The following is a 24,239-nucleotide window of genomic DNA, read 5'->3' as shown; positions in this document are numbered from 1 at the left end:
CCTCAGGATGCGCAAAGTTCACATTCAGGATGCTGCGGTTTATCGATAACCGTGGTTTCTAGCGTAGTGAACGAGACGGTTATCAGTTTCCCAGCTGAGATCATAGGCCAACCCACCAGTTTCCTGACGATGTCGGCCGACATCATACCGCCAACAATCATAGCTGAGTGGCTGAATGCTGATGTCGCTGGTATCAGGTCATGCTTTTCACGCCAAGCGCGCATCTCGTAATGATGCGGGTTATTTGTCTGTGACCATTTTTCATCACAACGGAAACAACTGCTCTTCCCAGGATATTTTGTCCAGAACATCCCCATTCCTGCCGAGACGCTGTTAAATACGCCGGGCACACTGGTGGTGAAACAGGCATCGCTAATCCAGCGATCGGCTGCAATTACCGGTCGATCAATAGCAGCGACGACAATATCCGGTTGAAATTGTTCGATTAATTTTCGGACATTCGGCGTATCGGTTATGCGTTTAAAGACAGTGTTGATGGTCACATCCGAATTAACCTCGGTGAGTCGGGTTTTAAGGCCATCAACTTTTCGCGTTCCCACATCATTAACGGTATAGAGCTGCCTATTGAGGTTGCTCAGCTCTATTTCATCGAAATCAACCAGCGTGATCGTACCGCAGCCAGCCATTGCCAGTGCGGTGGCGGTACAACTGCCCAGCCCTCCACAGCCCAGCAGCAGGACATGTCCCTTGAGCAGTCTCTGCTGATATTCTGCCGGGGTCATGCCAGTGTCGCTTAGTGCAGCGAAACCGTTCAGATTGCGTGAGTAACGCTCTGTTTGGTCCGGACGGAGAGATTGATAGTCAAAATAACTTTCATCCTGAACCAGATTCTGCGTTTGAAGTTCTTCCACCAACTTCCGTAGATCAGGCTCTTCAACCCGGAGCCCTTTATCCGCTAGCACCTGCAAAATATCACTGATAGATTGTTGTCCTTTCATCGTGTTGAGCGCTGCAATCTTCCAGCCGTAGGGATCAGAAATAATCAAACTTGCCTCACCTTGGCGAGTACCGCGATGAATTGCGATGTCATTATTCCCTACCGGAACTGCAATTACAGTGGGTTGAAGACGTGGTTGGGATGCTAAAACGAATCTGGTCATTATTTACCCTCCTTAACTATCACGACAGGTAGAAGTATGCCTCTGCGGCCCACATTCATGACTGGGTCAAAACTGGCCCTTGCTTGGAAGCCGGCAAATTTGCCACCATAGACATAAGTATCCACACCTGACCACATGGAGTCCGTCACACCGATATCCGGATGCACCGCCGAAATAACACGGCCCCGGATGTAGCGTTGGATTATCCATGTTTCGTTGCTAGCAACCGCATGGCGGAGGCTTTCCACCCATTCCTGAGCCGAAGTAAATGGTCCCACCAGTAGTCCTTCCCCGCGTGTGGCGTTGGACGGTTTAAGGACAAGTTGTTCTCTCTCTTCAATGGCCCAACTGAGAAGGTCGATTTGTTCGTCTTGCGGTGATGTTGTATGCCCGTTGCGTAATACGCGAGTCCACGGAATATGCTTCAGGCAAAACGCTTTATCATCTTCGGAGAGAAATGAAAGCATTTCTGGATCGCTAAGGACCGCCATGATGGCTTTGTCCGCTAGCGGCCATTGGCAAATTAGGGGATTAATAAAAGTGACTTCACCTTGGGCGGCTGCGGTAAGATATTCATCGACTTCGGGTTCATCAATCAAGTCGCGCAGGTCAAGTTTGTTATAAGCCACGTCAATGACTCGTCCATCTGAATCAACCAGAGTGTTGTTATGGCGTCGTAAAAGCGAGGCATCGATAACCTCGGTGGGGATGCCAAGCCGATTGAGGCCTTCTGCCATCCAGGACACTTCATTCTTAAAACGTCCTTTGTAAGTCACAATGGCTCCGCGTTGGGCAGGTTCACCGGTACGTTCCTGATGCGTTGTCAATAGTTCTTTAAGAAACAAATCAGTATCACTGACAAAGGGCTGGAAATCCACACAGGTATCTACGTCTTTCAATAGCGGGTTTGATACACCAGCCCATATAGCTCCGGCAAGGCCATTTTGGATAACCCCACCTGGGCAATCCGTATTAGTCTCGAGAATCTGATATACGCCATCGTCATCAAATAACCCATCGAGCCTAAAAATTCTGACCAGTGGTGTATGACTCGGCAGGTTAAATAAATAATGTTCGCTCTTTTTATAGACTGGAAAGTAATCTCTGATACAGGGGCTTTTTATCCAAGCACGAGCAAAGTGCTCGAAAATATCTGTAAAGCGCTCGCCAATATTAGCAAGGTCTTGAACCACTACTTGGGATAATATTAATGGGCGAATAGAAACGGGATAGCTTTTTCCTTCAAAGTTCAGCCCATTTTCCCCTAGCTTTCGGCTCAGTAATTGCTGTGCCTCAAATAAAGTTGATTTTTCCGCCTCATTTAAACTAGATAATTTTCTCTCGATCAATGCATTGTCAATTAGAAACAAATTATCCTGAATAGTTAATGCTGAAATATTCATTTTTACCCTGCCATTTGTCAGTGGAAAGATGCGTGGTCTACAGCCTTTTCAAGTAAAAGCAACCCTTGTTCGAGCGTGCTTAATTCAATGGTCAGGGGAGGCAATAATTTAATGGTTCGATTCTGCGGACCACAAGTTTCTATAATTAATCCGAGTTGACTGGCTTCCCTTTTTATTACTGATGCTTGGTGCGTGTTGTGGCATTCAATACCCCACATCATTCCCTTGCCGCGAATGTCACAAATTAACTGAACATGGCGCTGCGCCAGTTCTTTCAGAAAATCAGATATAAGTATTGATTTTTTTTCAAGCCCTTGAAGGAATCCCTGATCCTGCCAGTAATCAAGCGCCTTTGTTGCACCAATAAAGGCCAGGTTATTACCTCGGAACGTGCCGTTATGCTCACCTGGCTGCCAGATGTCTAGTTCAGGCTTTAGTAACACTAAAGACATTGGTAGTCCATATCCTGAAAGAGATTTTGCAAGGCAAATAATGTCAGGTTTTAATCCCGCTTCTTCAAAACTAAAAAAGGAGCCAGTGCGACCGCAACCTGTCTGAATATCATCGACAATCAAAATGATATTATTTTCCTCCGCCATTTTTGCCACTCCGCGTAGCCATTCCACACTGGCAATATTTACACCACCTTCACCCTGAATAGTTTCGAGAATAATGGCGGCTGGAAGATCGATGCCTGAACCCGGTGAAAACAGCATTTTTTCAAGTACATCAAGCGATGCTAAATCTTGACCAAGAAAATTATCGTAGGGAAGACGAATAATATTATTAAGCGGTACGCCCGCCGCGTTGCGCTTATTTTCTCTGGCCGTTGCGGCCAATGCACCCAATGACATACCGTGAAACGCGTTAGTGAAGGCAACTATGTCGCTGCGTCCGGTGGCTTTACGGGCAATTTTCATTGCTGCCTCTACAGCGTTGGTTCCCGTTGGCCCAGTAAACTGGAAACGATAATGTAAGTTACGAGGTTTAAGAATATGATGATTAAAATTTTCAATAAATGATTTTTTAGCGTCAGTATATAAATCAAGGGAATGTGTTATGCCGTCCTGCTGTATGTAATCAAGTAACGATTTTTTAAGCAACGGATTGTTGTGACCATAATTCAGAGAGCCAGCACCAGATAAGAAATCAATCCATGATTCTCCTTGGTTATCGATTAATAATGCATTACTTGCTGTGTTGAAAATGGTAGGGTAATCGCGGCAATAACTCCGTACATTTGACTCATAATTTTCAAAGGTGCGGAAACTATTAGAGTCAGAAGTCATCTCTGTCTGAACTTTTTTGTAAATTGCATCAAACATATGACAACGCAGCAGTATGGTGTTGCGCCCAACTTCTTTAACACGTTGCGTCAGTTCAGGATTATTTTCTGTAAGCTTCTTGAGTATATGCATCATTGTAATAGCATGATCTTCATGCAGTCGGAAAAACTCAAGGCCTTGTTCATCAATGCCCAAATGGATAAGTGCATCCAGCACTGGTTTATAAATAAGAGGAGCGATGGCTTCGACTCCAAGACAGAATGCAGCTAGCCCTTCGGCAACCGAGTCAGAGCGACAATAATTCAATACTGATGAAGCAAAATATTCGGTTTCTGCAAGTGCCGGTACACTGGTGGGTTGACCGCTAACTGCCTGTAATGAACGCTGAAAAAGTTCGGCATGTGTCATTTTTCCGTCGCCGTCAACGCCTATTTCTTCAAGTAGATTTTCCATTAAATGCCGGGCATCACTGAGGTTATCAGTATGGCTAACCAAATGGTTAACCAAGGCGTATAAAAACCGAGTAAAGTTACGGGAATAATGGTGATGTTGAATCAGAAAATAACGCATGCCGTTTAAAGTTAATCGCTCTTCACGCATGGCAACCAGGAGAGGGTGATACACCAGCTTATTTAATGCATCTATATCAAGCCAGTCATCCCAGAGTCCTCCTCCGGTTAACCGCGTAATATCACCTTTTTCGAGTAAAGACAGAGTTTCATTTGCTACACTCACCGCTATTCTCCTGTTTTTGAAATAGGACTCATCTCTGCCGTGAGAAGAATGATTAATCACTGATTTACACTAAATAACATTTCATAATTTTGCTACACATGGCCTTCTTCAACCCATTGTTATATATAGAATTATGAGTAGTATAAGATGTAGCGCTATTTTGGAATCTTATTTAGAAAATATATTCCCGAAAACACTTGAGTAGTGCCTTGAAACAAACTTCTCCTGTTACAAAATAACCCAAATTGTAAATGTCTAGTCTTCATCTGTAGTCGCTCCTAGGGATCGTCTCGTACAGCATCGCTTCATTCACGTTTACAGCACATTTACAAAACATTTCATTTATGGACGTTAATCTATACGAAATTGTATTGCAATTGAATTATTGATGGTAAAATAGTATAAAAATTTATATATTTGAATTTAAAGGATTAAATTTAAACATAAGTGTGAAGTAGCGCAAAAAATGACATGGCAATGCCGGTAGTGATACGATTTTGTACCGATTTTGAGCTGGGTTAGTGCTCGTGTCTGTTTTAGACGAAAGAGGATTCTGGAGCTGATAGGTGGAAATGTGACTTTTAAATCGACCCACCCTCAGAATAAATTAGGGCTTTATCGGCAACCCATGCGGATTGAATGGGGGCCTAGTCATCAGGAAACTTCCCGCTTAATGCCGGAAATCTGAGAGGAACCACGCTTCATCTCTACAATTTCAGAACAGAGCTGATGGTTAAGTGGTTGGGATACGTTCATTACATTTGCAGAAGAGTTCAGGCTAAAATAGCCATTCTAATGAAACCAAGATAAAAACTATAAAGCCGAAAAACAAAATGTTCAAAATGTAAAATAAATCTCTTTTTAAAAAATTAAAAACTTTTATTTAAAACTGTGCTTTAAGCAATCAAATGAATGAAATCGTGCCCTAGCGTTTGATGAGCAGGCTTTAAACTGTTATTAAAATTCATTGTGTTAATTTATGGTTTTAATCGGTATAAAGTTTTCACCGTTGTTTTTACCGCTTTTAATACCTGCTTTTTATCTTTACTGACTCTGTTTTCTCGGATAATCTCCCCTTTTTTTCAGAACTTAAATCCCGCCAAATTAACCGTTTTATTCTTTTTTTATTATGGTGTTTTTAGGGTTTTCTCCGTAAAATAACCGGCGAGAAAGCGCTTTAATACCCATTTGTTCGGATCATATTATTTTACGTGCTGATTCCTTTTTAATTCGTTATTAATAGTTGATAATTTTCGATTAAATGCAATTAATTCTCCTGCTGAAAAGTTGTATTTATTGAATTAAATCCGCCTTTGGTATAAAAGCTTTAATACCTCTGTATTCGTTCTTTTAAATGATTATGGTAAGTTAGGTAAATGTAAAATAAGTGGAGTATAGAATCGCTGATAAATGAATACCACATGACAGGATAAACAAAGTGGAATCCTGCCATGTGATATTCATAGGAATACTAATATGGATTTTCTAAAAATCTTGGTTCAAAATTGCTATATAACGGTTATAAGCATACACGCGATTGCGTTTTTGGCCGGTAAGTTCAGAGACCAATAGGAGATCAGCCTGAGATAAGCGTTCCATAACTTTGCCAATTGTTGCCGGTGCCAGCCCTGTCAGTTGCACCAATTTATTAATGTTGACGATAGGATGCTCAAATAACGCATCCAATATCTGGCTTGCTGAGTTCTCCATACGCCCTAATGGCTGCAACAGTTTTTTGTGTTCACGGTGTAACTGATAAAGTTGTTGGGCGGTGTTGACCGCTTGTGTCGCTGTAGCCGCAACAGCATCAACAAAAAATAGTAACCACGCTTCCCAATCACCAGTTATGCGGACTTGTTGCAGACGTTCATAGTAGATTTGTCTATGTTTTTTAAAAAAGACGGATAGATACAGAAGAGGCTGACTCAGAACCTTTGCTTCCACCAAAATTAAGGGAATTAATAAGCGTCCTAACCGACCATTACCATCCATAAATGGATGGATAGTTTCAAACTGAACATGAGCTAAAGCTGCTTTTATCAATGGATCTGTCGGCTCAGGAACATCGTTAATAAACTTCTCCAATGCGGCCCAACAATCGGCTAATTCGTTAGCAGGAGGCGGGATAAAAGTAGCTTCATCAGCACGATGACCACCGATCCACACTTGGTTTTGACGGAACTCTCCAGGTCCACGGCTTATACCTCTCCCTGATGTCATTAAAGCTGTATGTAGTTCTTTGATTAAACGAAAAGTGATGGGATAGGACTCTTGAATACGTTGTACACCTAATGATAAAGCATTAACGTAACAAGATACCTCTTGTACATCATCCATTGGCACACCAGGCATCCCTTCCATTTCAAACAACATTAGATCGCTGAGGGACGATTGAGTACCTTCAATTTGAGAGGACATAACTGCTTCTTTGCGGACGTAACTGTAAAGAAACAGATGCTCGTCTGGTAATAACGTACTGATCGCATCTAGTCGACCCAGTGCCAACATGGCCTCATTGATCCGTCGTTGCAATTTGCTATTAATATCAAGCGGCGGTACCGGTGGTAGAGGATGAGGTACAAAAGCCTGGCAGGCGACACCGCCAGTAATACTTGGGACATAGTGACCTGTAGATCCGCGTTGCAAGGTTTTTTACTCCTCATTCCATAGCCTAAAGTTAAAATAAGACTGCACGTTATTTTAACTTTAGGCTGAAAATAAAATAAGGAAAAGTGTTATTTTAACTTTGGCAGGAATGTCTTAAGAACGTGTATAGATTTTAGTCAGAGAAAAAGAAAATCGAGCCCAGTTTAGGCGATCTGATCGATCGCCAGAAAGGACGTTTTACCCAATGAGATTGAATTATTTTTTAGCATTAATCAGCTCATTACTGTGGTTCCAAATTCAACATAAGAATCTTAGAGCGGCGTTGGTAGTTGTATAGCACTTGTTTCTGAATCGGTAGCATTGAGATTTCCGCCGGTTCAAAACCCCGTTCCTGGAACCAGTGAATGCTGCGGGTAGTCAGGACAAAAAGTTTTTCCAGCCCGAGCTGTTTAGCGTGATCCGAAATGCGATTCATGAGTTCTTCACCTCTTAAAGAGCTCCGGTATTTAGGATGAACCGCTAAACAAGCCATCTCTCCAATTTTCTCATCAGGATAGGGGTAAAGCGCGGCACAAGCGATAGTCAGGTTGTCGCGTTCGATAATGATGAATTGATCAATTTCTCTCTCAAGTTGTTCTCTTGAACGGCGAACTAAAATACCTTGCTGTTCCAGCGGACGAATAAGTTCGAGAATACCTCCGATGTCATTGATATTCGCTCTGCGTATTTGTTCCGCGCTCTCCATGACGATTTGAGTACCAATACCATCACGGGAAAATAGTTCTTGAACCAGAGAGCCATCTGCCTGATAACTCAATAAGTGGCTGCGGTGAACGCCACGACGGCAAGCTTTTATGGCACTCCGTAAAAAACAGGCTGTACCTGAATAGTAATCACCTTCAGCTTCCAGTTCTTTAATGAGATCCGGCGCCTGATTAAGAAAAATTTCAGATAGAATTTTTCCGTCTTTGCCCTGTACGCCTTGAGTAGAGCAGAAACCTATCAATTTTTCAGCCTGTAGTTTGATCGCTAATTGAGTAGCAACTTCTTCAAATGCCAGATTAAAACTCTCGCCGGTAACGGAAACTGCAACAGGACCAATGAGCACTATTGCGCCATTGTCTAACTGACGATTTATGGCAGCCTCATCAATACGGCGAATTTTTCCACTGTGGCAATAATCCACGCCATCATCAACACCAAGAGGTTGAGCAATAACAAAGTTACCGCTGACAACATTAATATTTGCGCCTTGCAATGGAGTATTATTTAGGCTCATAGAAAGACGTGCAGTAATATCCAGTTGCAATAAGCCAGCAGATTGTTTGACGAATCCCAATGTCTTATTATCGGTAACGCGGGTGTGTTTGTGGTAAACCGGTTCATAATGATGGGTTGCAAGGTTTTCTTCAATTTGAGGTCTGGCGCCATAAACGACTATCAGTCGGATGCCCAAACTATGCAGTAATCCGATGTCGTTGATGATGTTAGGGAAGTTCTCGTGAGCAATAGCCTCTCCGCCAAGCATGATAACAAACGTTTTGCCACGGTGTGCATTGATGTATGGAACCGAGTGGCGAAATCCCTCAACTAATTCGGTGCTGCGTTCTTTCATAAAAGACTCTCGATTGAATTTTTATTCGTAATTTATGTATTTTTATTCCTTTTGAAAGAAAATGGCAAGAGGCAATTAAAACAAAAACATTGCGATATATATGTGGACGTGAATAATTTGCCAAATATAAAATGCTTATTACTGATGACAGCATAATGTTGGTTGGTTAGCGTTTTTCACTTGGTTGTTTCCATAGTTGAATGTCACCCTGAATATTTGTATTTTATGAATGGAATAAATAGTAGATGAGTCATTCAGATTTTAATCTGTCACGGCGTCGCTTGTTGCAGGGAGCCGCAGCAATGTGGTTGCTTAGTGTCAGCCAGGTGGGTTACGCAGCGTCATCAAGAATTATTGCGGTTCGTATTTGGCCTGCATCCAGTTATACCCGTGTGACGCTTGAGTCCAATATTCCACTCAAATATCGCCAGTTCGTGCTGACCAATCCAAACAGAATTGTTGTTGATCTTGAAGGTGTGCAATTAAATCATACCCTAAAAGGTATGGGGGAGCAGATTCAATCCCGCGATCCTTATCTTAAACTGGTCAGGGCGGGGCAGTTTGATCCTAAAACGGTCCGTCTGGTGTTTGAAGTTAAACAATCGGTCAGCCCACATATGTTTACTTTGAAACCCGTGGCGGAATTTAAGCACCGTTTGGTTTTGGATATTTATCCCGTAGCGGGAGCGAATAAGGATGATGATCCATTACTTGCTCTGCTTGAAGAGTACAATAAAGGTAATTTGGCTGAGGATTTACCGGCGGAAATACCGAAGTCAGGCAAAGCAGGTAAAGACAGGCCGATTGTTATCATGCTCGATCCTGGACATGGTGGAGAAGATCCTGGCGCTATCGGCAAATATAAAACCCGTGAGAAAGATGTTGTTCTGCAAATCGCCCGTCGATTGCGAACTATTATTCAGCGTGAACCGGGTATGAAAGTGTATATGACTCGTAATGAAGATGTGTTTATCCCGCTAAAAGTCCGGGTGGCAAAAGCACGTAAGATGCGGGCTGATTTATTTGTTTCTATTCATGCTGATGCCTTTTCTAACCGGGCTGCACATGGCTCTTCGGTTTTTGCGCTTTCTACTAAAGGCGCAACTAGTAATACCGCACGTTTTCTGGCCCAAACGCAAAATGAAGCCGATCAGATTGGTGGTGTAAGTAAAAGTGGTGATAAGTATCTGGATCATACCATGTTTGATTTGCTACAAACTGCGACCATCAATGACAGCCTTAAATTTGGCAGTGAAGTGCTCAAGCGCATGGGTAAGGTGAATAAACTGCATAAGAATCGGGTGGATCAGGCTGGGTTTGCGGTACTGAAAGCACCGGATATCCCATCTATTCTGGTAGAAACTGCGTTTATCAGTAACCTGGAAGAGGAACGAAAACTGAAAACAGCGCGCTTCCAGCAGCAGGTAGCGGAGTCCATTTTCGCCGGTATCAAAGCGTATTTTAGTAACGGTGGCAATGTAAACTTATCGTAGCCCTGTTAGTGGGTAGTGATGGGTTGAACTGCCAGGCGTAAGCCCATGACACGCAGGATTGCGCTTAGATTTCTGACCTCCGGGTTGCCTTCGGCCGACAAGGTGCGATAGAGTTGGTTCGGATTCAATTCGGCTTCCTTGGCCACGTTACGAATGCCGCCGAAGGCTTTGGTCATTTGGCGAAGAGCGATCAGTAGCTCGGCTTGTTCTCCATCCTCAAGGATGCTGTTTAGTAGCTCGATTGCGTAAGCTGGATCTTTGCGGAACACTTCGGCCATTGCGTCGTCGTGTGATCTGTCTTTCATTACTCGCTCTCCTATTTGTTTCTGTTTTTCCATTCGCGCCTCGGGCTATGCCCGCGTCCTGCTTGCGTTTATCGCCGCCGCAAAGCAGCAGAACGATAGTTAAGCCAGTATTCGTAATTGAACTGAGCACAGATAGGCAAATATGGTGGAGGTAAAACCATCCAGAAGTTGTTTTTGGAGTTTGTATGCTGAAACGCATCAAGAATTGGTTGCGGGGGCCGGATTTGAACCGACGACCTTCGGGTTATGAGCCCGACGAGCTACCAAGCTGCTCCACCCCGCGTCCGTTTTAATACTGTCCGTTTAAATAATCTGAGTTGCAAAAATTGGTTGCGGGAGCCGGATTCGAACCGACGACCTTCGGGTTATGAGCCCGACGAGCTACCAGGCTGCTCCATCCCGCGTCCGTTAAGAGCCTATTTTTTGTTTTCCTGCATTATTAATGCCTGCTGCAATAGGTTCCTCATTCGCAAATATCGAACTATTTCATTGTGTTGGTTGCGGGGGCCGGATTTGAACCGACGACCTTCGGGTTATGAGCCCGACGAGCTACCAGGCTGCTCCACCCCGCGTCCGATGGGGGCACTATACTCAGGATCAGATCCGTTGCAAGTTTTTTTATTAAAAATTGTTTGTTTCATTACTTTTTTGATTGGTTACTCTGCATGTTGGTGTTTTTATATTCGTTTTTGTCGCTGTTTCGTTAAGTTATTTTTTTGTAGTAAGTTTCATTATTTTTGTTGGTTTGGTATTGTTCGCCGTTAGGCAATGTCGGCAAGAGAGAAGGCAGCAATGACATTCTGGAGTAAGTATTTTCTATGTGGGATCGTGATTTCACTGTTAGTTGGATGTCATTCCCGTCCAACAGCTCAGGGCCAACAATATAAAGATGGTCATATCACTCAGGATTTATTGCTGGTTAATCAACCCAATGCTCAGGGCAGGCCGGTTAATGCTAAAGATTTTTCAGAGCAGGTTATGCTTATCAGTCAGTCTGCTCCCCGCCTGTATAATCGTAATAGCTCAACTTTTGATGCAGTCCAGAATTGGGTGCTGGCTGGTGGTGCAACCAGTAAATTAAATCTGTTTAATTTACGCGCTTACCAGATGGAAGGTGTGGATAATTACGGTAATGTCCAATTCACAGGTTATTATACGCCGGTGCTACAGGCTCGCCGCGTTAAACAGGGGGAATTTAGATATCCCTTGTACCGTATGCCGTCTAAAAGCAGATATCATCTACCAAGCCGGGCGGCAATATACAATGGCGCCCTCAGTTCCAGCCTGATCATTGGCTACAGTAATTCTCTGATTGATAATTTTATTATGGAAGTGCAGGGCAGTGGTTATGTCGATTTTGGTGACGGCGAGCCGCTGACCTTTTTGGGTTATGCGGGTAAGAATGGACAGGCTTATCGGAGTATTGGCAGGCTGTTGGTTGAACGCGGAGAAATTGCGCAGAAAGATATATCTATGCTGGCGATTCGCAAATGGGCTGAATCACACAGTGAGGCAGAGGTTCGTAAGCTGCTGGAGCAGAATCCATCATTTGTCTTTTTTAAACCTGAAGTTTATGCCTCAGTGCGGGGAGCGAGTAGCGTTCCTTTGATTGCAAAAGCCGCTGTGGCCGCTGATAAAATGCTTGTTCCACCAGGAACAACATTGCTGGCGGAGATACCTTTGCTGGATAACGAGGGTAAATTTACCGGTCAGTACCAGATGCGCTTGATGATTGCACTGGATGTCGGCGGCGCAATAAAGGGACATCATTTTGATATCTATCATGGTATTGGTGATGAGGCTGGTATCGCGGCGGGTTTCTATAACCACTACGGCCGGGTTTGGGTGCTGAAAGAAGAGCAGCCTGCTATGCTAATGGTAAATCAGTAATTCCTTTCCATAAATTTTATAACAGGTTTTCAGGATTGATATTCAGTGATGCAAACTTCTCTTTCTGATGCATATATGCAGCGCTTTGCGGGTACAGCCCGTTTATATGGTCAAAAAGCGCTTTCTTTGTTTTCTTATTCCCATGTTTGTGTCGTGGGTATCGGTGGGGTGGGTTCTTGGGCCGCCGAGGCGTTGGCTCGTACAGGAATAGGCGCGATCACCCTGATTGATATGGATGATGTCTGTATCACCAATACCAACCGCCAGTTACATGCTTTAAAACAGCATATTGGACAACCAAAAACGGAAGTGATTGCTGAACGTATTCTGGCGATTAATCCTGAGTGTAAAGTCACTTGTATTGATGATTTTCTCACGCCGGATAATGTTGAAGAGATGATGGCGGGTGGATTCAGTTATGTCATTGATGCGATCGATAGTGTCAGGCCAAAAGCGGCGTTGTTGGCTTATTGTCGTCGCTATAAAATTCCATTGGTAACAACCGGTGGGGCGGGTGGGCAGCTTGACCCTACACAAATTCAGGTTGTTGATTTGGCGAAAACGATTCAGGACCCTTTAGCGGCTAAACTGCGGGAAAGGCTGAAATCTGATTATCACGTTGTGAAGAATGGTAAAGGCAAGTTGGGAATTGATTGTGTGTTCTCAACTGAGCAGCTGGTTTATCCACAGAGTGATGGTTCTGTTTGTGCCGCTAAAAGTACCGCGGAGGGGACGAAACGCATGGATTGCTCATCGGGTTTTGGTGCCGCAACAATGGTCACGGCGACATTCGGATTTGTTGCGGTTTCCCATGCACTGAAAAAGATGGTTGCTAAAGCGCAACGTCAGGGCATGCTTTAGTATAATTTTTTGCGGCGTCTTGCACGGTATGGATCAGCGATTTCATGCCGTTCAACCGTGAGCCGCTTAACTGTTGCTCCAGCCCAAGTTGGTGGAGCAGCGCTAACAGGTTAGTTTCCAAAACTTGTTCCGGTGTTTTTCCTTCCACCACGGTCAATATCACCGCCAGCAAGCCTTTGACAATGCGGCCTTCGCTATCGCCATAAAAATGCAGATAACCATCTGACAATAATTGATGTCCTAACCAAACCCGGTTTTCACAGCCAGACATTTCAATATCCTGTTGTTTCAAGTTGTCAGGTAGTGCAGGCAGTTTCTTGGCCAGCAGGATTAACTGGCGATAGCGATCTTCCCATTGGTGGCATTGGTTAAAGGTTTCAACTAGCTGTTGCTGGCTAATTTCTTTGCCAAATGGATGTGGTGCGGTCAGGTTTTCTGCGGCTTGAGCCATATTTTATTCATCCTGTAATAGAGAAAGGCCAAATTTCACGGCCTGAACTAAAGAATCGGCATCCTGCTGATTGTTATAAGGCATAAAAGAAGCTCGCAAACAACCGTTGATACCTAAAGCTTCGATCAGTGGTTGAGCGCAATGTTGACCGGAGCGTAAGGCGATATTTTGTTCTGCCAAAATAGCCGCCAGATCACTGTGATGAATGCCGGCAAAATTAAAAGCCAACAGGCTAGAACCGGTGATGCGATAACTGATAAATCCGGGTAAAGCGGAAAGTTGTTGTTCGGTGTAATCAGCGAGTGTGACGGCATGGGCTTCCGCTTTGACGATATCAATGTCTTTTAGCCATTCCAGCGTGGCAGAAAAACCAATAACACCTGCAACATTCGGTGTCCCCGCTTCAAACCTGAATGGTACAGCTTCCGGTGTGAAACCGCTGAATGAGGCGTGGGTAAGCATTTTTCCTCCGCCTTGCCAGGGAGACATCGCATTAAGTAACTCACTTTTGCCGTAAAGTACACCAACACCATTTGAACTATAGAGCTTATGAGCGGAAAACGCATAGAAATCGATGTTTGATTGCTGAACATCAACGGGATTGTGAACAACTCCCTGAGCACCATCAACAACGACCAAACAACCATGTTGGTACGCTATTTTTGTTATTGCAGTCAGATCAACAGCTCCACCGGTCACATTGGACATTTGGCTGATTGCGATTAATCGGCTGCGTTTGTTCAGAAGTTCAGGCAGCATATTGATATCCGGCAATTTGCCGTTGCCTAAAGGCCATTTAATCACTCTGGCACCGGTTTGTTCCGCCAGCATTAACCAAGGGATCAGGTTGGAATGGTGTTCCTGCTCACTAACGATAATTTCATCACCGGGCTGGAGATGGTGACGGAAATAATTTTGGGCAACCAGATTGATAGATTCTGTTGTGCCTTTTGTCCAGATAATATTTTCGGCTTTTGGGGCATTGATGAGGTCAGCAACCTGTTGCCGGGCATTTTCATAGCGAGATGTGATTTCCAGCGCTGTGTGGTGTTGGCTGCGATGTACGGTAGTACTACTGTATTGATAATAATCCAGAGTTACCTTTATCATGGTTTGAGGTTTCAAGGCAGTTGCTGCACTATCCAGGAATACAGTTTGTTGTTGCAGGGCTGGGAATTGCCGGCGGAACTGTTCTGGTTCGAACTTTTTCATAGTGTTTTTTCGGTTTCTTGGTTATTGATTGGATTATTCTGTTGGTGATGAACCGCTTGCTTCTGGCTGAAAATGGATAGATTGTTACATTGAATAATATTGCCATGTTCCCGCTATTATGACAAAAAAAGCACCGCAATCGCGGTGCATTAAAAATTACTATGGACAGACAGGGTAAATGTACAGGAAGTGAAAAAAAACAGTAGCTTAAGCTACATAGTCTGGTTTTCCAGACAACTTGCAAACACAACATCACAACCACAAAGCCAAAAGTTTCATAGTGTTAAAACTAATTCACTTTTCGTTCCGGCTTAGGAAGTGGCGCCACTATAGGGATTTACTGGTGTATCCTCAATGGACAATTTATAATGATTCGGATTACAAAAACTAATAACTAAATATAATGAGTTACCGGTATCACCAACATTGCATAAGGGCTCACATGTCCAAACGTTTACCACCACTGAATGCGTTGCGGGTTTTTGATGCTGCGGCGCGTCATTTGAGTTTTACTAAGGCAGCTGAAGAGTTATTTGTGACGCAGGCCGCAGTTAGCCATCAGATGAAAAGTCTGGAGGATTTCCTTGGGTTGAAGTTGTTTCGTCGTCGCAACCGATCATTATTGTTGACTGAAGAGGGGCAAAGCTACTATCTGGATATTAAAGAAATATTCACATCAATAAATGAAGCAACGCGTAAACTTCAGGCACGAAGTGCTAAAGGTGCTTTGACTGTCAGTCTTTCACCCAGTTTTGCTATTCAGTGGCTGGTTCCAAGGTTATCTAGCTTTAATTTAGCTTATCCGGGAATTGATGTCAGGATACAGGCGGTAGACAGAGAAGAAGATAAGCTCGCCGATGATGTTGATGTTGCTATATTTTATGGTCGTGGAAACTGGCCGGGGTTGCGAACGGATCGTCTTTATGCGGAATATTTACTCCCCGTTTGCGCACCTTCGTTACTGACCGGGGAAAACCCGCTGAAAACTCCCGCAGATTTGGCGCACCATATGTTGTTACACGATTCTTCCCGCCGTGACTGGCAGGCTTATATACGCCAGCTTGATATGCAGCAGCAGATAAATGTTCAGCAAGGGCCAATATTCAGCCATAGTGCAATGGTGATCCAGGCCGCGGTTCATGGTCAGGGGATTGCATTGGCAAATAATGTTATGGCTCGGACTGAAATTGATGCCGGGCGTTTAGTGTGTCCATTTAATGATGTATTAGTGAGTAAGAATGCATTTTACCTTGTCTGCCATGACAATCAGGCTGAGTTGGGGAAAATCGCAGCATTCCGGCAATGGGTATTGGCACAGGCAGCCAGTGAGCAGGAGAAACTGGGCTTTATTACCAATGAATAAGAAAAGAATAAGGTATTCGGGCTGTAAGAACTCTCAGATATAATGTGAAAAAGGAAGATAACAGTGAATAGTCGTTTAATGCTTATCTTTGCTGGCTTCAGTGGTTTTTTCTATGTGGCGTTTGGTGCTATTGGGTCGCATTTCTTATCCCCGATGATGGCAAAATATCAGATAAGTTGGATTGATCTCGGCCTGCAATATCAAGGTATCCACACTTTGGCAATGATGGTGATGTCTGCCATGTTGATGCGTAGGGTTATTCTCTGGTTTTACTGGAGTGGTGTCTTTTTCGCGGTAGGCATTTTATTGTTTAGTGGCAGTCTCTATTGTATGGCCTTATTGCAGGCTAAATTTTTTACTTATATTACCCCAGTTGGAGGGCTCAGCTTTCTGATCGGCTGGCTCTTCGTGTTAATTGGCGCTTTGCGTCTAAGGAAATCGGCGCTTCGCCATGAATAAAATTGCTTTATATTGCCGCCCTGGTTTTGAAAAAGAGTGTGCAGCAGAAATCACCGATAAAGCGGGTCAAAAAGAGATTTACGGTTTTGCCCGGGTAAAAGATAACAGTGGTTATGTCCTGTTTGAGTGTTATCAACATGAAGACGCGGATCGGCTTATTCGTGAGATACCATTCCGCGAGTTGATTTTTGCCCGTCAAATGTTGGTCGTGGGTGAATTATTGCGGGATTTATCTCCTGAAGATCGGATAAGCCCGATTATTGGTATGTTACAGGGCGTCATGGAGCGTGCAGGTGAGTTGCGGGTTGAAGTGCCTGATACCAACGAAAGCAAAGAGTTACTGAAATTTTGCCGGAAATTCACTGTTCCGCTGCGTAATGCGATGCGTCAGGAAAAGATCTTGCTGATTAGAGAAAACGCTAATCGCCCGGTAATACACGTTTTCTTTATTGCTCCGGGTTGTTGTTATGTTGGTTATTCTTACAGTAATAATAATTCACCATTTTATATGGGCATTCCCCGGCTGAAATTTCCTTCAGATGCACCAAGTCGCTCAACATTGAAACTGGAAGAAGCTTTTCATGTTTTCATTCCTTATGACGAATGGGAAGAGCGTTTGGCGAGTGGTTTATATGCGGTTGATTTGGGCGCATGTCCTGGGGGCTGGACTTATCAACTGGTGAAACGCAGTATGATGGTTCATGCTGTAGATAATGGCCCGATGTCGGAAAGTTTGATGGATACGGGGCAGGTTAAACATCACAAAGTTGATGGTTTTAAATTTGTACCTTCGACAAAAAATATTTATTGGTTGGTGTGTGATATGGTGGAAAAACCAGCAAAAGTAACTCAGCTAATGGCAGATTGGCTGGTTAATGGCTGGTGCCGGGAAGCTATTTTTAATCTTAAATTACCGATGAAAAAGCGTTATGAAGAAGTGGCGCATAATTTGCAGAAAATGCATTTGCAATTAAAGGAAAATGGTATAAATGCGCAAATTCAAGCAAAGCATCTTTATCATGACAGAGAAGAAATAACTGTTCATGTCCGCCGTATTTGGTCTGCTTATGCAGCCAACCGGGATGATTATTGATTCACTTATGTTCATCCGCATTCCGGAATAAATTCCGAAAATAAAGCTTCCCAAATCCAAATCGCCTCAGAATATCTGAGGCGATTTCATTTTTCAGTATTAGTTGACATTATTGTATTTTATTTCTCATTTTTATGTGAAATAAAAATATGCATTAAAATGATTTATCCCATTTATTCAACAAATAAACTATTACACCATATTCTATGGTGAGGTCATCATGATTTAATGCAATAATTAATATTGTGTGATTTTTGTCTGGTAAATGTTGGTTTTTTGCTTGACTTAAGCTAAATAATAAATCCAATATATTATTGTGATTTTTAATGATATATTGGTTGAATATGAAATAGTTAAATGCGTTAAGGTCGTAAATTATAATGGATTTTTTCTTGTTTTTTATTCGGTTATAATCTTGGTTTATTTTATGAATATATATCAATTGAGTGTCTATTTTATATTGGTTAATTAGGGTGTTTTATTGAGATATTTTCTTTCTGTTAAATAGTCGTTGCGATAGGTATTCAGATAAATATAATACTCTTTCAATTCATATTGCAAAATGTTACTTGTTGGTTTCTATATTTTATTTTTAATTTTCTTCAATCAACTATATTGATGTCTCTATCTGTTATTTGGGAATTATAAATATAGTTTAATTGTATTTTGATGAAACTCTTAAGAGTAAGTAAGTAAATAATTAATTATCTTATTATATATAATTTATTTACTGATTTCTCAGAGTTGTTGTTACCTTGATTAATAATAACGTATAGGTTTTGTATGGATATTACCTAACTCAATTTACTTTCAGGTTCCCCAGAACGCCTAATATTGCAAGCAGATTGAGTTTTTTATCTGGTATTTGGTCTGTTTATTTGGTTGACGGTGATAATTGCTAATTATAATTATTTATAAGAATTATATAAAATTTTTAAATTTTACTTTGTGGACAATTAAATAATAGATAATTTAGTTATAATAAAATATCAATAAGAAATTAGCGGTGTTTTTTTTGTCTTAAATAGTTATGTGATATAAAACAATCGCTTATTTGTTTTATGTTATTTTTATCACGTTTATATTAAAAAAATATGTTAATTGCTTTTTACATAATTAACTTTAGTGTTACGTTGTTGTGAAAGGGATTTTCATTGTTATTTGTATGGCCTGGAGGGCCTATTGTTCTCAGGTTTTATTGACTTGTATTTAATTAAATAAAAATTCTAAGTCCTGCATTTATGGAGAGATATATGTCTTTAAAGAAGAAAATTTCATACTCGGAACTTATCGGATCAGCAAAGGCAAATGAGCTTCAGACACAGTTACAGGCTTATGTACCAGGTAAGGATCCTAATATTGTTGTTGAGCATGAGCCAAGTAAAAATGCTGCAAAAGAATTAATTCGAGGTGATTATCGCTGGGGGCATCAGGGCGACGATAAGTCTGAAACTTTCCAATTAACTTATAGTTTCCTGGAGAGTGAACCGGATAATATGCCTTGGCATATTACTGGGTTTTCAGCATTTAATGAAGAACAAAGAACTGCTGCGAAACTGTCAATACAATCTTGGACTGATGTCGCTAATATTAATTTCACTGAAACAACTGATTCGGATAAGGCGCACATTACCTTTGGTTTCTTTGACGCTAGTTTGACGGGGAGCTATGCGTTTGCTTATCTTCCCAGCCCTGAATCGAAACAATCAGGAACCTGGTATAACCTGAAAAGCCGCACTTTCTCAGAAAATGATATTGGCGTAAACGGTTATGGCCGTCAGACTTTTACTCATGAAATCGGCCATACATTGGGGTTAGAGCATCCCGCTGCATATAATGCGTCTGATAAGGAAAGACCGACTTATAAGAAGAGCGCCACGTATTTTGAAGATAGCCGCGCTTATACGGTCATGAGTTATTTCGGTGAAAAAAATACCGGACAAGACTTTAAAGGTATTTATTCTTCCGCACCATTACTTAACGATATTTCTGCCATTCAGGAAGTGTATGGCGCTAATAATACAACCCGTACAGATGACACTGTATATGGTTTTAATTCCAACACTGATCGTGACTTCTTTACTGCAAAAGATGAGAACAGCAAATTGTTGTTCACTGCTTGGGATGCCGGTGGTAATGACACATTTGATTTCTCTGGTTTTACTCAGGATCAGCGCATCAACCTGAATGAAGCTTCCTTCTCGGATGTCGGTGGCCTGAAAGGAAACGTCTCTATTGCCCGTGGCGTAACAATTGAAAATGCGATTGGCGGCAGTGGTAATGACATTCTGATCGGGAACGACGCCGACAATACTCTTAAGGGCGGTGCCGGTGATGACATCATCTACGGCGGTCTGGGCGCAGATCAGCTTTGGGGCGGGGAAGGCAAAGATACCTTTGTCTACCTGAGCGCTAAAGAATCACCCCCTCTTGAGCGTGATTGGATCCATGACTTCGTTTCCGGTGAGGACAAGATTGATGTGTCGTTGTTCGATCTGGGTGAAGCAGGGAAAGGTGGCGTTAAGTTTGTCAGGGAGTTCACTGGCGCAGTCGGAGAAGCAGTGCTTCGCTATGATACGGTTAACAAGGTGAATGATTTCGCTATTAATTTGGGCGATAAATTCTCCTACGATGATTTTTGGGTAAAGATTGTCGGAGAGCCGATATTAGAGTCTGATTTTATCCTTGCATAACACAACAACACAACCGCATCTGACTGGATGCGGTTATGAGTTTGGAGGCGGAATGAGTTGTTCAGCCTGGTATCTGAAATTTGTGCTCTTTGTTTCTCTTGTATTCAGTGTTATCGGAGGAAGTATGGCAAGTAGTCTTCATCTCCCATACGCCAGTGAATTAAAAGGCGTGTGGCAACTGTCGGATGAACATCAGCAATGTGATGTCTCATTGACTGACCAACCATTACCTGAGGGGTCAATTTGGTCACTTAACGGTGATAGCGCCTGCTTGACGGATATGTTTGGCGAGGTACCTGCCGGGTGGCGGCCTACTCCTGATGGCATCACGATTACCGATGAGCAGGGCAGTGGTTTGGCTTTCTTCGCTCAGGAGTCGGATGGCTGGTTTGCCCGCTTTGCTGGTGGCCGGGAATTGATGATGAAGCCCAAAGCATAAGAAAAGTGGATAGGGCGGGAAACGTTAGCGTCAGATGGCGATTTTTTTAGAAAGATAAAAAAATATATCAAACAGTGATTAAGGAAATACTGTGAAATTACATCTCCCGAAGGATGAAATTACTGATGTCATTCGTGCCCGTAGCCGGGTGTTCTGGACTATCGGGTTGTTCACTGCCTTTATTAACCTGCTGATGTTGGTTCCATCTGTTTATATGTTGCAGGTTTATGACAGAGTGTTGCCATCGGGCAATGAAATCACTTTGCTGATGTTGACTCTGATTACTCTTGGCATGTTTACCATGATGGGTATGCTGGAATACATCCGCAGCATGATTGTCATTCGTATTGGTAGTCAGCTTGATATGAAGCTGAATAATCGTGTTTATACCGCATCTTATGAATCAAATCTGAAAAATGGCACAACAGATGCGGGTCAGATGCTCAATGATTTGGCAAATATCCGTCAGTTTTTGACCGGAAATGCCTTGTTTGCCTTCTTTGATGCCCCCTGGTTTCCAATCTATCTGCTGGTTATTTTTCTTTTTAACCCTTGGCTTGGTTTGTTGGCATTGGTAGGTGCTCTGGTATTAATTGCCCTTGCTGCGCTGAACCAATGGTTATCAAGTCAGCCTTTGTCCGAAGCAAGTCAACTCTCTCTGCGTTCAGCCAGCCTTGCCAGCACTAACTTACGTAACGCAGAAGTGATAGAAGCGTTAGGCATGTTGCCGGTGCTTCGCCGGAGATGGTTTGGGTTGCATGAACGTTTTCTGAATTTCCAGCGCATTGCCAGTGAACGGGCTTCTGTGATTAATTCAGTTACTAAAACTGTGCGTATGGCATTACAGTCGCTGATCCTCGGATTAGGGGGCTGGTTGGCGATTGGCGGGCATATCACGCCGGGAATGATGATTGCGGCTTCAATTCTGATGGGGCGTGCGCTTTCACCGATTGAACAACTTATTCAAGCCTGGAAAGGCTGGAGTGGCGCCCGTCTATCATGGCAACGGTTAACAAACCTGTTGGAACAACAACCGGAACGGAAACCGGGAATGTCATTACCCGCACCAAAAGGCAATTTGGCTGTAGATAAAGTTTCCGCCGCGCCTCCGGGAAGAAACAGCAAATTTGTTTTACAGGATGTCAGCTTTACGCTGGATGCGGGGGATGTGCTGGGATTAATTGGCCCCAGCGCTTCCGGGAAATCGACCCTTGCCAGGTTACTTGTCGGCATATGGCCTGCACAGGAAGGTGTTGTACGCCTGGATAATGCCGATATTTATCAATGGAATAAAGACGAATTGGGTTCCTCAATAGGCTATTTGCCGCAAGATATTGAGCTGTTTGGCGGCACTATTGCTGAGAACATTGCCCGCTTTAATGAAGTGGAGCCGGAAAAGGTTGTTAAGGCGGCACAGAAGGCGGGTGTTCATGAGCTGGTATTGGCTCTTGATAAGGGTTATGACACGGTTATTGGCGCCGGAGGGGTTGGGTTATCTGGTGGGCAGAAGCAGCGAATTGGTCTTGCCCGTGCGTTATATGATGAGCCGTCATTGGTGGTTTTGGATGAACCTAATTCCAGCCTGGATGAAGCAGGGGAAAGAGCACTGAATGAGGCTATTGCCCAACTGAAAGCGCAAGGAAAAACAGTGATTGTGATTACTCATCGCATGTCATTGTTGTCACAGACAAACAAAATATTGTTGCTGGTTCAGGGAAAAATGAAGATGTTTGGTTCATCTCAGCAGGTGATAGCGGCTTTATCGCAACAAAATCAGGAACATTCTGCGGCCAAGGCAGTAGCACAGGCATCATAAGTAAATAGGCATTCAATCATAATAATATTAAATAGCTGAGACGGAGATTTCTGTCCGGGAGTGGATATGTCTGATCAGGTTACGCCGGTAAGAGATGGAAAGGGATTGTTGCCTCTGGAAGAAAGGCATTTTTTACGACTAGGATGGTTAGTGATTGGAGTGGGGATCCTGGGGTTTCTTATTTGGGCAGCATTGGCGCCGTTGGATAAAGGGGTTGCTTCTTCAGGCGTGGTGGTGGTGGATGGCAACCGTAAAACCGTTCAGGCCCCGGCAAGCGGTATTATCAGCCAGATTAAGGTTGTTGAAGGCGAAACAATCAAAGCGGGTCAGACACTGGTTCAGCTCAGTCAGGTGCAGGCAAAAGCCCAAGTCGATGCGATTCAGGATCAACTGTATACCACGCTGGCAACGGAAGCCCGTTTATTAGCGGAACAGCATGGTGATGAAACTCTGATTTTCCCTGAAATATTACAGCAATTACAATCTGAACCCCGGGTGAAAGAGATCATCGTACTGCAAAAACAACTGTTTGCATCACGTCGTGAAATGCTGCAAAGCGACTTGGAAGGGCTGGAACAATCTGCCGAAGGCACAAATTTTCAGATTAAAGGGCTGAAATCTTCTCTTGTCAGCAAGCGAGTGCAGCAGGTGGCGCTTAAGGAACAGATAACTAATCTTAAATCTTTAGCGGATGAGGGCTATTTCCCGCGTAACCGTTATCTGGAGCTGTTGCGTGAGCAGGCTGAACTCAACAGCGGCATAGCGGAAATGGTAGGACGTGCTGGTCAGCTTGAAAAACAGTTACAGGAAACACAGCAGCGTATTATTCAGCGCAAAGCAGACTATCAGCGGGAAGTTCGCACTCAATTGGCGGAGGTGCAGGGTGCTGCCAGCGAATACAGAAATAAGCTGGATACCGCACAGTTCGAACTTACCCATACCTCAATTGTCGCGCCAGTTGATGGCACAGTTGTCGGATTAAATGTTTTTACGCAAGGTGGTGTTGTTGCTCCCGGCGAAAAACTGATGGAAATCCTGCCGGATCAGATGGCGCTTGAAGTAGAAACCCGTGTTGCGGTTAATTTGGCGGATAAAATCAGTAAAGGGATGGATGTGGATCTGATGTTCACGGCTTTTAACCAGAACCGGACGCCGAAAATTGAAGGAAAAGTGGTCATGGTTTCCGCAGACAGGTTGGTAGATCCTGCAACCAGCCAACCTTATTATCAGATGAGAGCCGTTGTTTCTCCTGAAGGGATGGAAAAACTGAAAGGGTTGGATATCAGGCCAGGGATGCCGGTTGAGGTCTTTGTCAAAACGGGTTCCCGCTCCCTGTTTAGTTATCTGTTTAAGCCATTGGTGGATCGGGCTTCAACATCGTTGATAGAGGAGTAATT

The 24,239-nt window shown here is 43.3% G+C and carries 18 protein-coding genes and 3 tRNA genes; 10 read left to right on the top strand and 11 right to left on the bottom strand.

The annotated features are described in order from the left end of the window. Positions 1-2: 2 nt before the first annotated feature. The 5 genes from VY86_RS04650 to argA form a co-directional block, all read right to left on the bottom strand. Positions 3-1,121: a ThiF family adenylyltransferase gene (locus VY86_RS04650; RefSeq protein ID WP_021323512.1), complete on the bottom strand. Its 1,119-nt coding sequence runs from the start codon at positions 1,119-1,121 to the stop codon at positions 3-5. Continuing rightward, a complete protein-coding gene (locus VY86_RS04645) occupies positions 1,121-2,524 on the bottom strand; it encodes a diaminobutyrate--2-oxoglutarate aminotransferase (RefSeq protein ID WP_021323511.1) in 1,404 nt (467 codons plus the stop codon). Before VY86_RS04645 ends, VY86_RS04650 begins: the two co-directional genes overlap by 1 nt. Positions 2,525-2,541: 17 nt before the next feature. Beyond that, positions 2,542-4,605 (bottom strand): diaminobutyrate--2-oxoglutarate transaminase, encoded by a 2,064-nt coding sequence (ectB, locus tag VY86_RS23995; RefSeq protein ID WP_158019909.1) that lies wholly within the window; start codon positions 4,603-4,605, stop codon positions 2,542-2,544. A 1,425-nt stretch (positions 4,606-6,030) separates the two neighbouring features. After that, entirely contained in the window at positions 6,031-7,191 is a 1,161-nt protein-coding gene (locus tag VY86_RS04635) for a Fic family protein (protein ID WP_036837280.1), read from the bottom strand. Positions 7,192-7,432: 241 nt separating this feature from the next. Further along, positions 7,433-8,767: an amino-acid N-acetyltransferase gene (gene argA, locus VY86_RS04630; RefSeq protein WP_046974097.1), complete on the bottom strand. Its 1,335-nt coding sequence runs from the start codon at positions 8,765-8,767 to the stop codon at positions 7,433-7,435. 245 nt (positions 8,768-9,012) lie between these two features. Here argA and amiC point away from each other — a divergent pair, with 245 nt between their 5' ends. Next, the gene (gene amiC, locus VY86_RS04625) at positions 9,013-10,260 is read left to right on the top strand and encodes an N-acetylmuramoyl-L-alanine amidase AmiC (protein ID WP_046974096.1); all 1,248 of its coding nucleotides are present in this window, start codon (positions 9,013-9,015) and stop codon (positions 10,258-10,260) included. Positions 10,261-10,265: 5 nt separating this feature from the next. On the opposite strand, the gene VY86_RS04620 is transcribed toward amiC, so the two are convergent. The 4 genes from VY86_RS04620 to VY86_RS04605 all read right to left on the bottom strand — a co-directional run bounded on the left by VY86_RS04620 (position 10,266) and on the right by VY86_RS04605 (position 11,137). Continuing rightward, positions 10,266-10,598 (bottom strand): helix-turn-helix domain-containing transcriptional regulator, encoded by a 333-nt coding sequence (locus tag VY86_RS04620; protein WP_021323505.1) that lies wholly within the window; start codon positions 10,596-10,598, stop codon positions 10,266-10,268. A 173-nt stretch (positions 10,599-10,771) separates the two neighbouring features. Then, positions 10,772-10,848, bottom strand: a tRNA-Met gene (locus tag VY86_RS04615). Between the two features lie 44 nt (positions 10,849-10,892). Beyond that, positions 10,893-10,969 (bottom strand) — tRNA-Met (locus tag VY86_RS04610). A gap of 91 nt (positions 10,970-11,060) precedes the next feature. After that, positions 11,061-11,137: transfer RNA gene (locus tag VY86_RS04605), tRNA-Met, on the bottom strand. Between the two features lie 220 nt (positions 11,138-11,357). On the opposite strand from VY86_RS04605, the gene mltA reads away from it, so the two are divergent. Next, positions 11,358-12,455, top strand: coding sequence for a murein transglycosylase A (mltA, locus tag VY86_RS04600; protein WP_046974095.1), 1,098 nt, complete (start codon positions 11,358-11,360; stop codon positions 12,453-12,455). Positions 12,456-12,503: 48 nt separating this feature from the next. Beyond that, positions 12,504-13,316: a tRNA cyclic N6-threonylcarbamoyladenosine(37) synthase TcdA gene (gene tcdA, locus VY86_RS04595; protein WP_046974094.1), complete on the top strand. Its 813-nt coding sequence runs from the start codon at positions 12,504-12,506 to the stop codon at positions 13,314-13,316. Here the strand turns inward: tcdA and csdE are convergent. Then, positions 13,288-13,767, bottom strand: coding sequence for a cysteine desulfurase sulfur acceptor subunit CsdE (gene csdE / locus VY86_RS04590; RefSeq protein ID WP_046974093.1), 480 nt, complete (start codon positions 13,765-13,767; stop codon positions 13,288-13,290). The genes tcdA and csdE overlap by 29 nt on opposite strands. A gap of 3 nt (positions 13,768-13,770) precedes the next feature. Further along, a complete protein-coding gene (csdA, locus tag VY86_RS04585; protein ID WP_046974092.1) occupies positions 13,771-14,979 on the bottom strand; it encodes a cysteine desulfurase CsdA in 1,209 nt (402 codons plus the stop codon). Positions 14,980-15,421: 442 nt separating this feature from the next. On the opposite strand from csdA, the gene VY86_RS04580 reads away from it, so the two are divergent. The 7 genes from VY86_RS04580 to VY86_RS04550 all read left to right on the top strand — a co-directional run bounded on the left by VY86_RS04580 (position 15,422) and on the right by VY86_RS04550 (position 24,237). Continuing rightward, positions 15,422-16,342 carry a transcriptional regulator GcvA gene (locus VY86_RS04580; protein ID WP_046974091.1) on the top strand — a complete coding sequence of 307 codons (921 nt, stop codon included), beginning with the start codon at positions 15,422-15,424 and terminating at the stop codon, positions 16,340-16,342. A gap of 63 nt (positions 16,343-16,405) precedes the next feature. Beyond that, the gene (locus tag VY86_RS04575; protein WP_046974090.1) at positions 16,406-16,801 is read left to right on the top strand and encodes a DUF423 domain-containing protein; all 396 of its coding nucleotides are present in this window, start codon (positions 16,406-16,408) and stop codon (positions 16,799-16,801) included. After that, positions 16,794-17,894, top strand: a complete 1,101-nt coding sequence (rlmM, locus tag VY86_RS04570; RefSeq protein WP_046974089.1) for a 23S rRNA (cytidine(2498)-2'-O)-methyltransferase RlmM — start codon at positions 16,794-16,796, stop codon at positions 17,892-17,894. The genes VY86_RS04575 and rlmM overlap by 8 nt, the downstream gene beginning before the upstream one ends. A gap of 1,241 nt (positions 17,895-19,135) precedes the next feature. Continuing rightward, on the top strand, positions 19,136-20,587 hold the full coding sequence (prtA, locus tag VY86_RS04565) for a serralysin (RefSeq protein ID WP_274521081.1): 1,452 nt from the start codon (positions 19,136-19,138) through the stop codon (positions 20,585-20,587). A gap of 52 nt (positions 20,588-20,639) precedes the next feature. Beyond that, positions 20,640-21,026 (top strand): protease inhibitor Inh/omp19 family protein, encoded by a 387-nt coding sequence (locus VY86_RS04560; protein ID WP_021323496.1) that lies wholly within the window; start codon positions 20,640-20,642, stop codon positions 21,024-21,026. 91 nt (positions 21,027-21,117) lie between these two features. After that, the gene (locus tag VY86_RS04555; RefSeq protein ID WP_036837275.1) at positions 21,118-22,842 is read left to right on the top strand and encodes a type I secretion system permease/ATPase; all 1,725 of its coding nucleotides are present in this window, start codon (positions 21,118-21,120) and stop codon (positions 22,840-22,842) included. Positions 22,843-22,908: 66 nt separating this feature from the next. Further along, positions 22,909-24,237, top strand: a complete 1,329-nt coding sequence (locus VY86_RS04550) for an HlyD family type I secretion periplasmic adaptor subunit (RefSeq protein WP_036837274.1) — start codon at positions 22,909-22,911, stop codon at positions 24,235-24,237. Positions 24,238-24,239 lie beyond the last annotated feature (2 nt).

Origin of the sequence: Photorhabdus thracensis, assembly GCF_001010285.1 — a bacterium.
In the GTDB taxonomy this organism is placed as follows: Bacteria; Pseudomonadota; Gammaproteobacteria; order Enterobacterales; family Enterobacteriaceae; genus Photorhabdus; species Photorhabdus temperata.
Note: the sequence above shows the minus strand (reverse complement) of the source record. Positions and strands in the feature narration are given on the sequence as shown.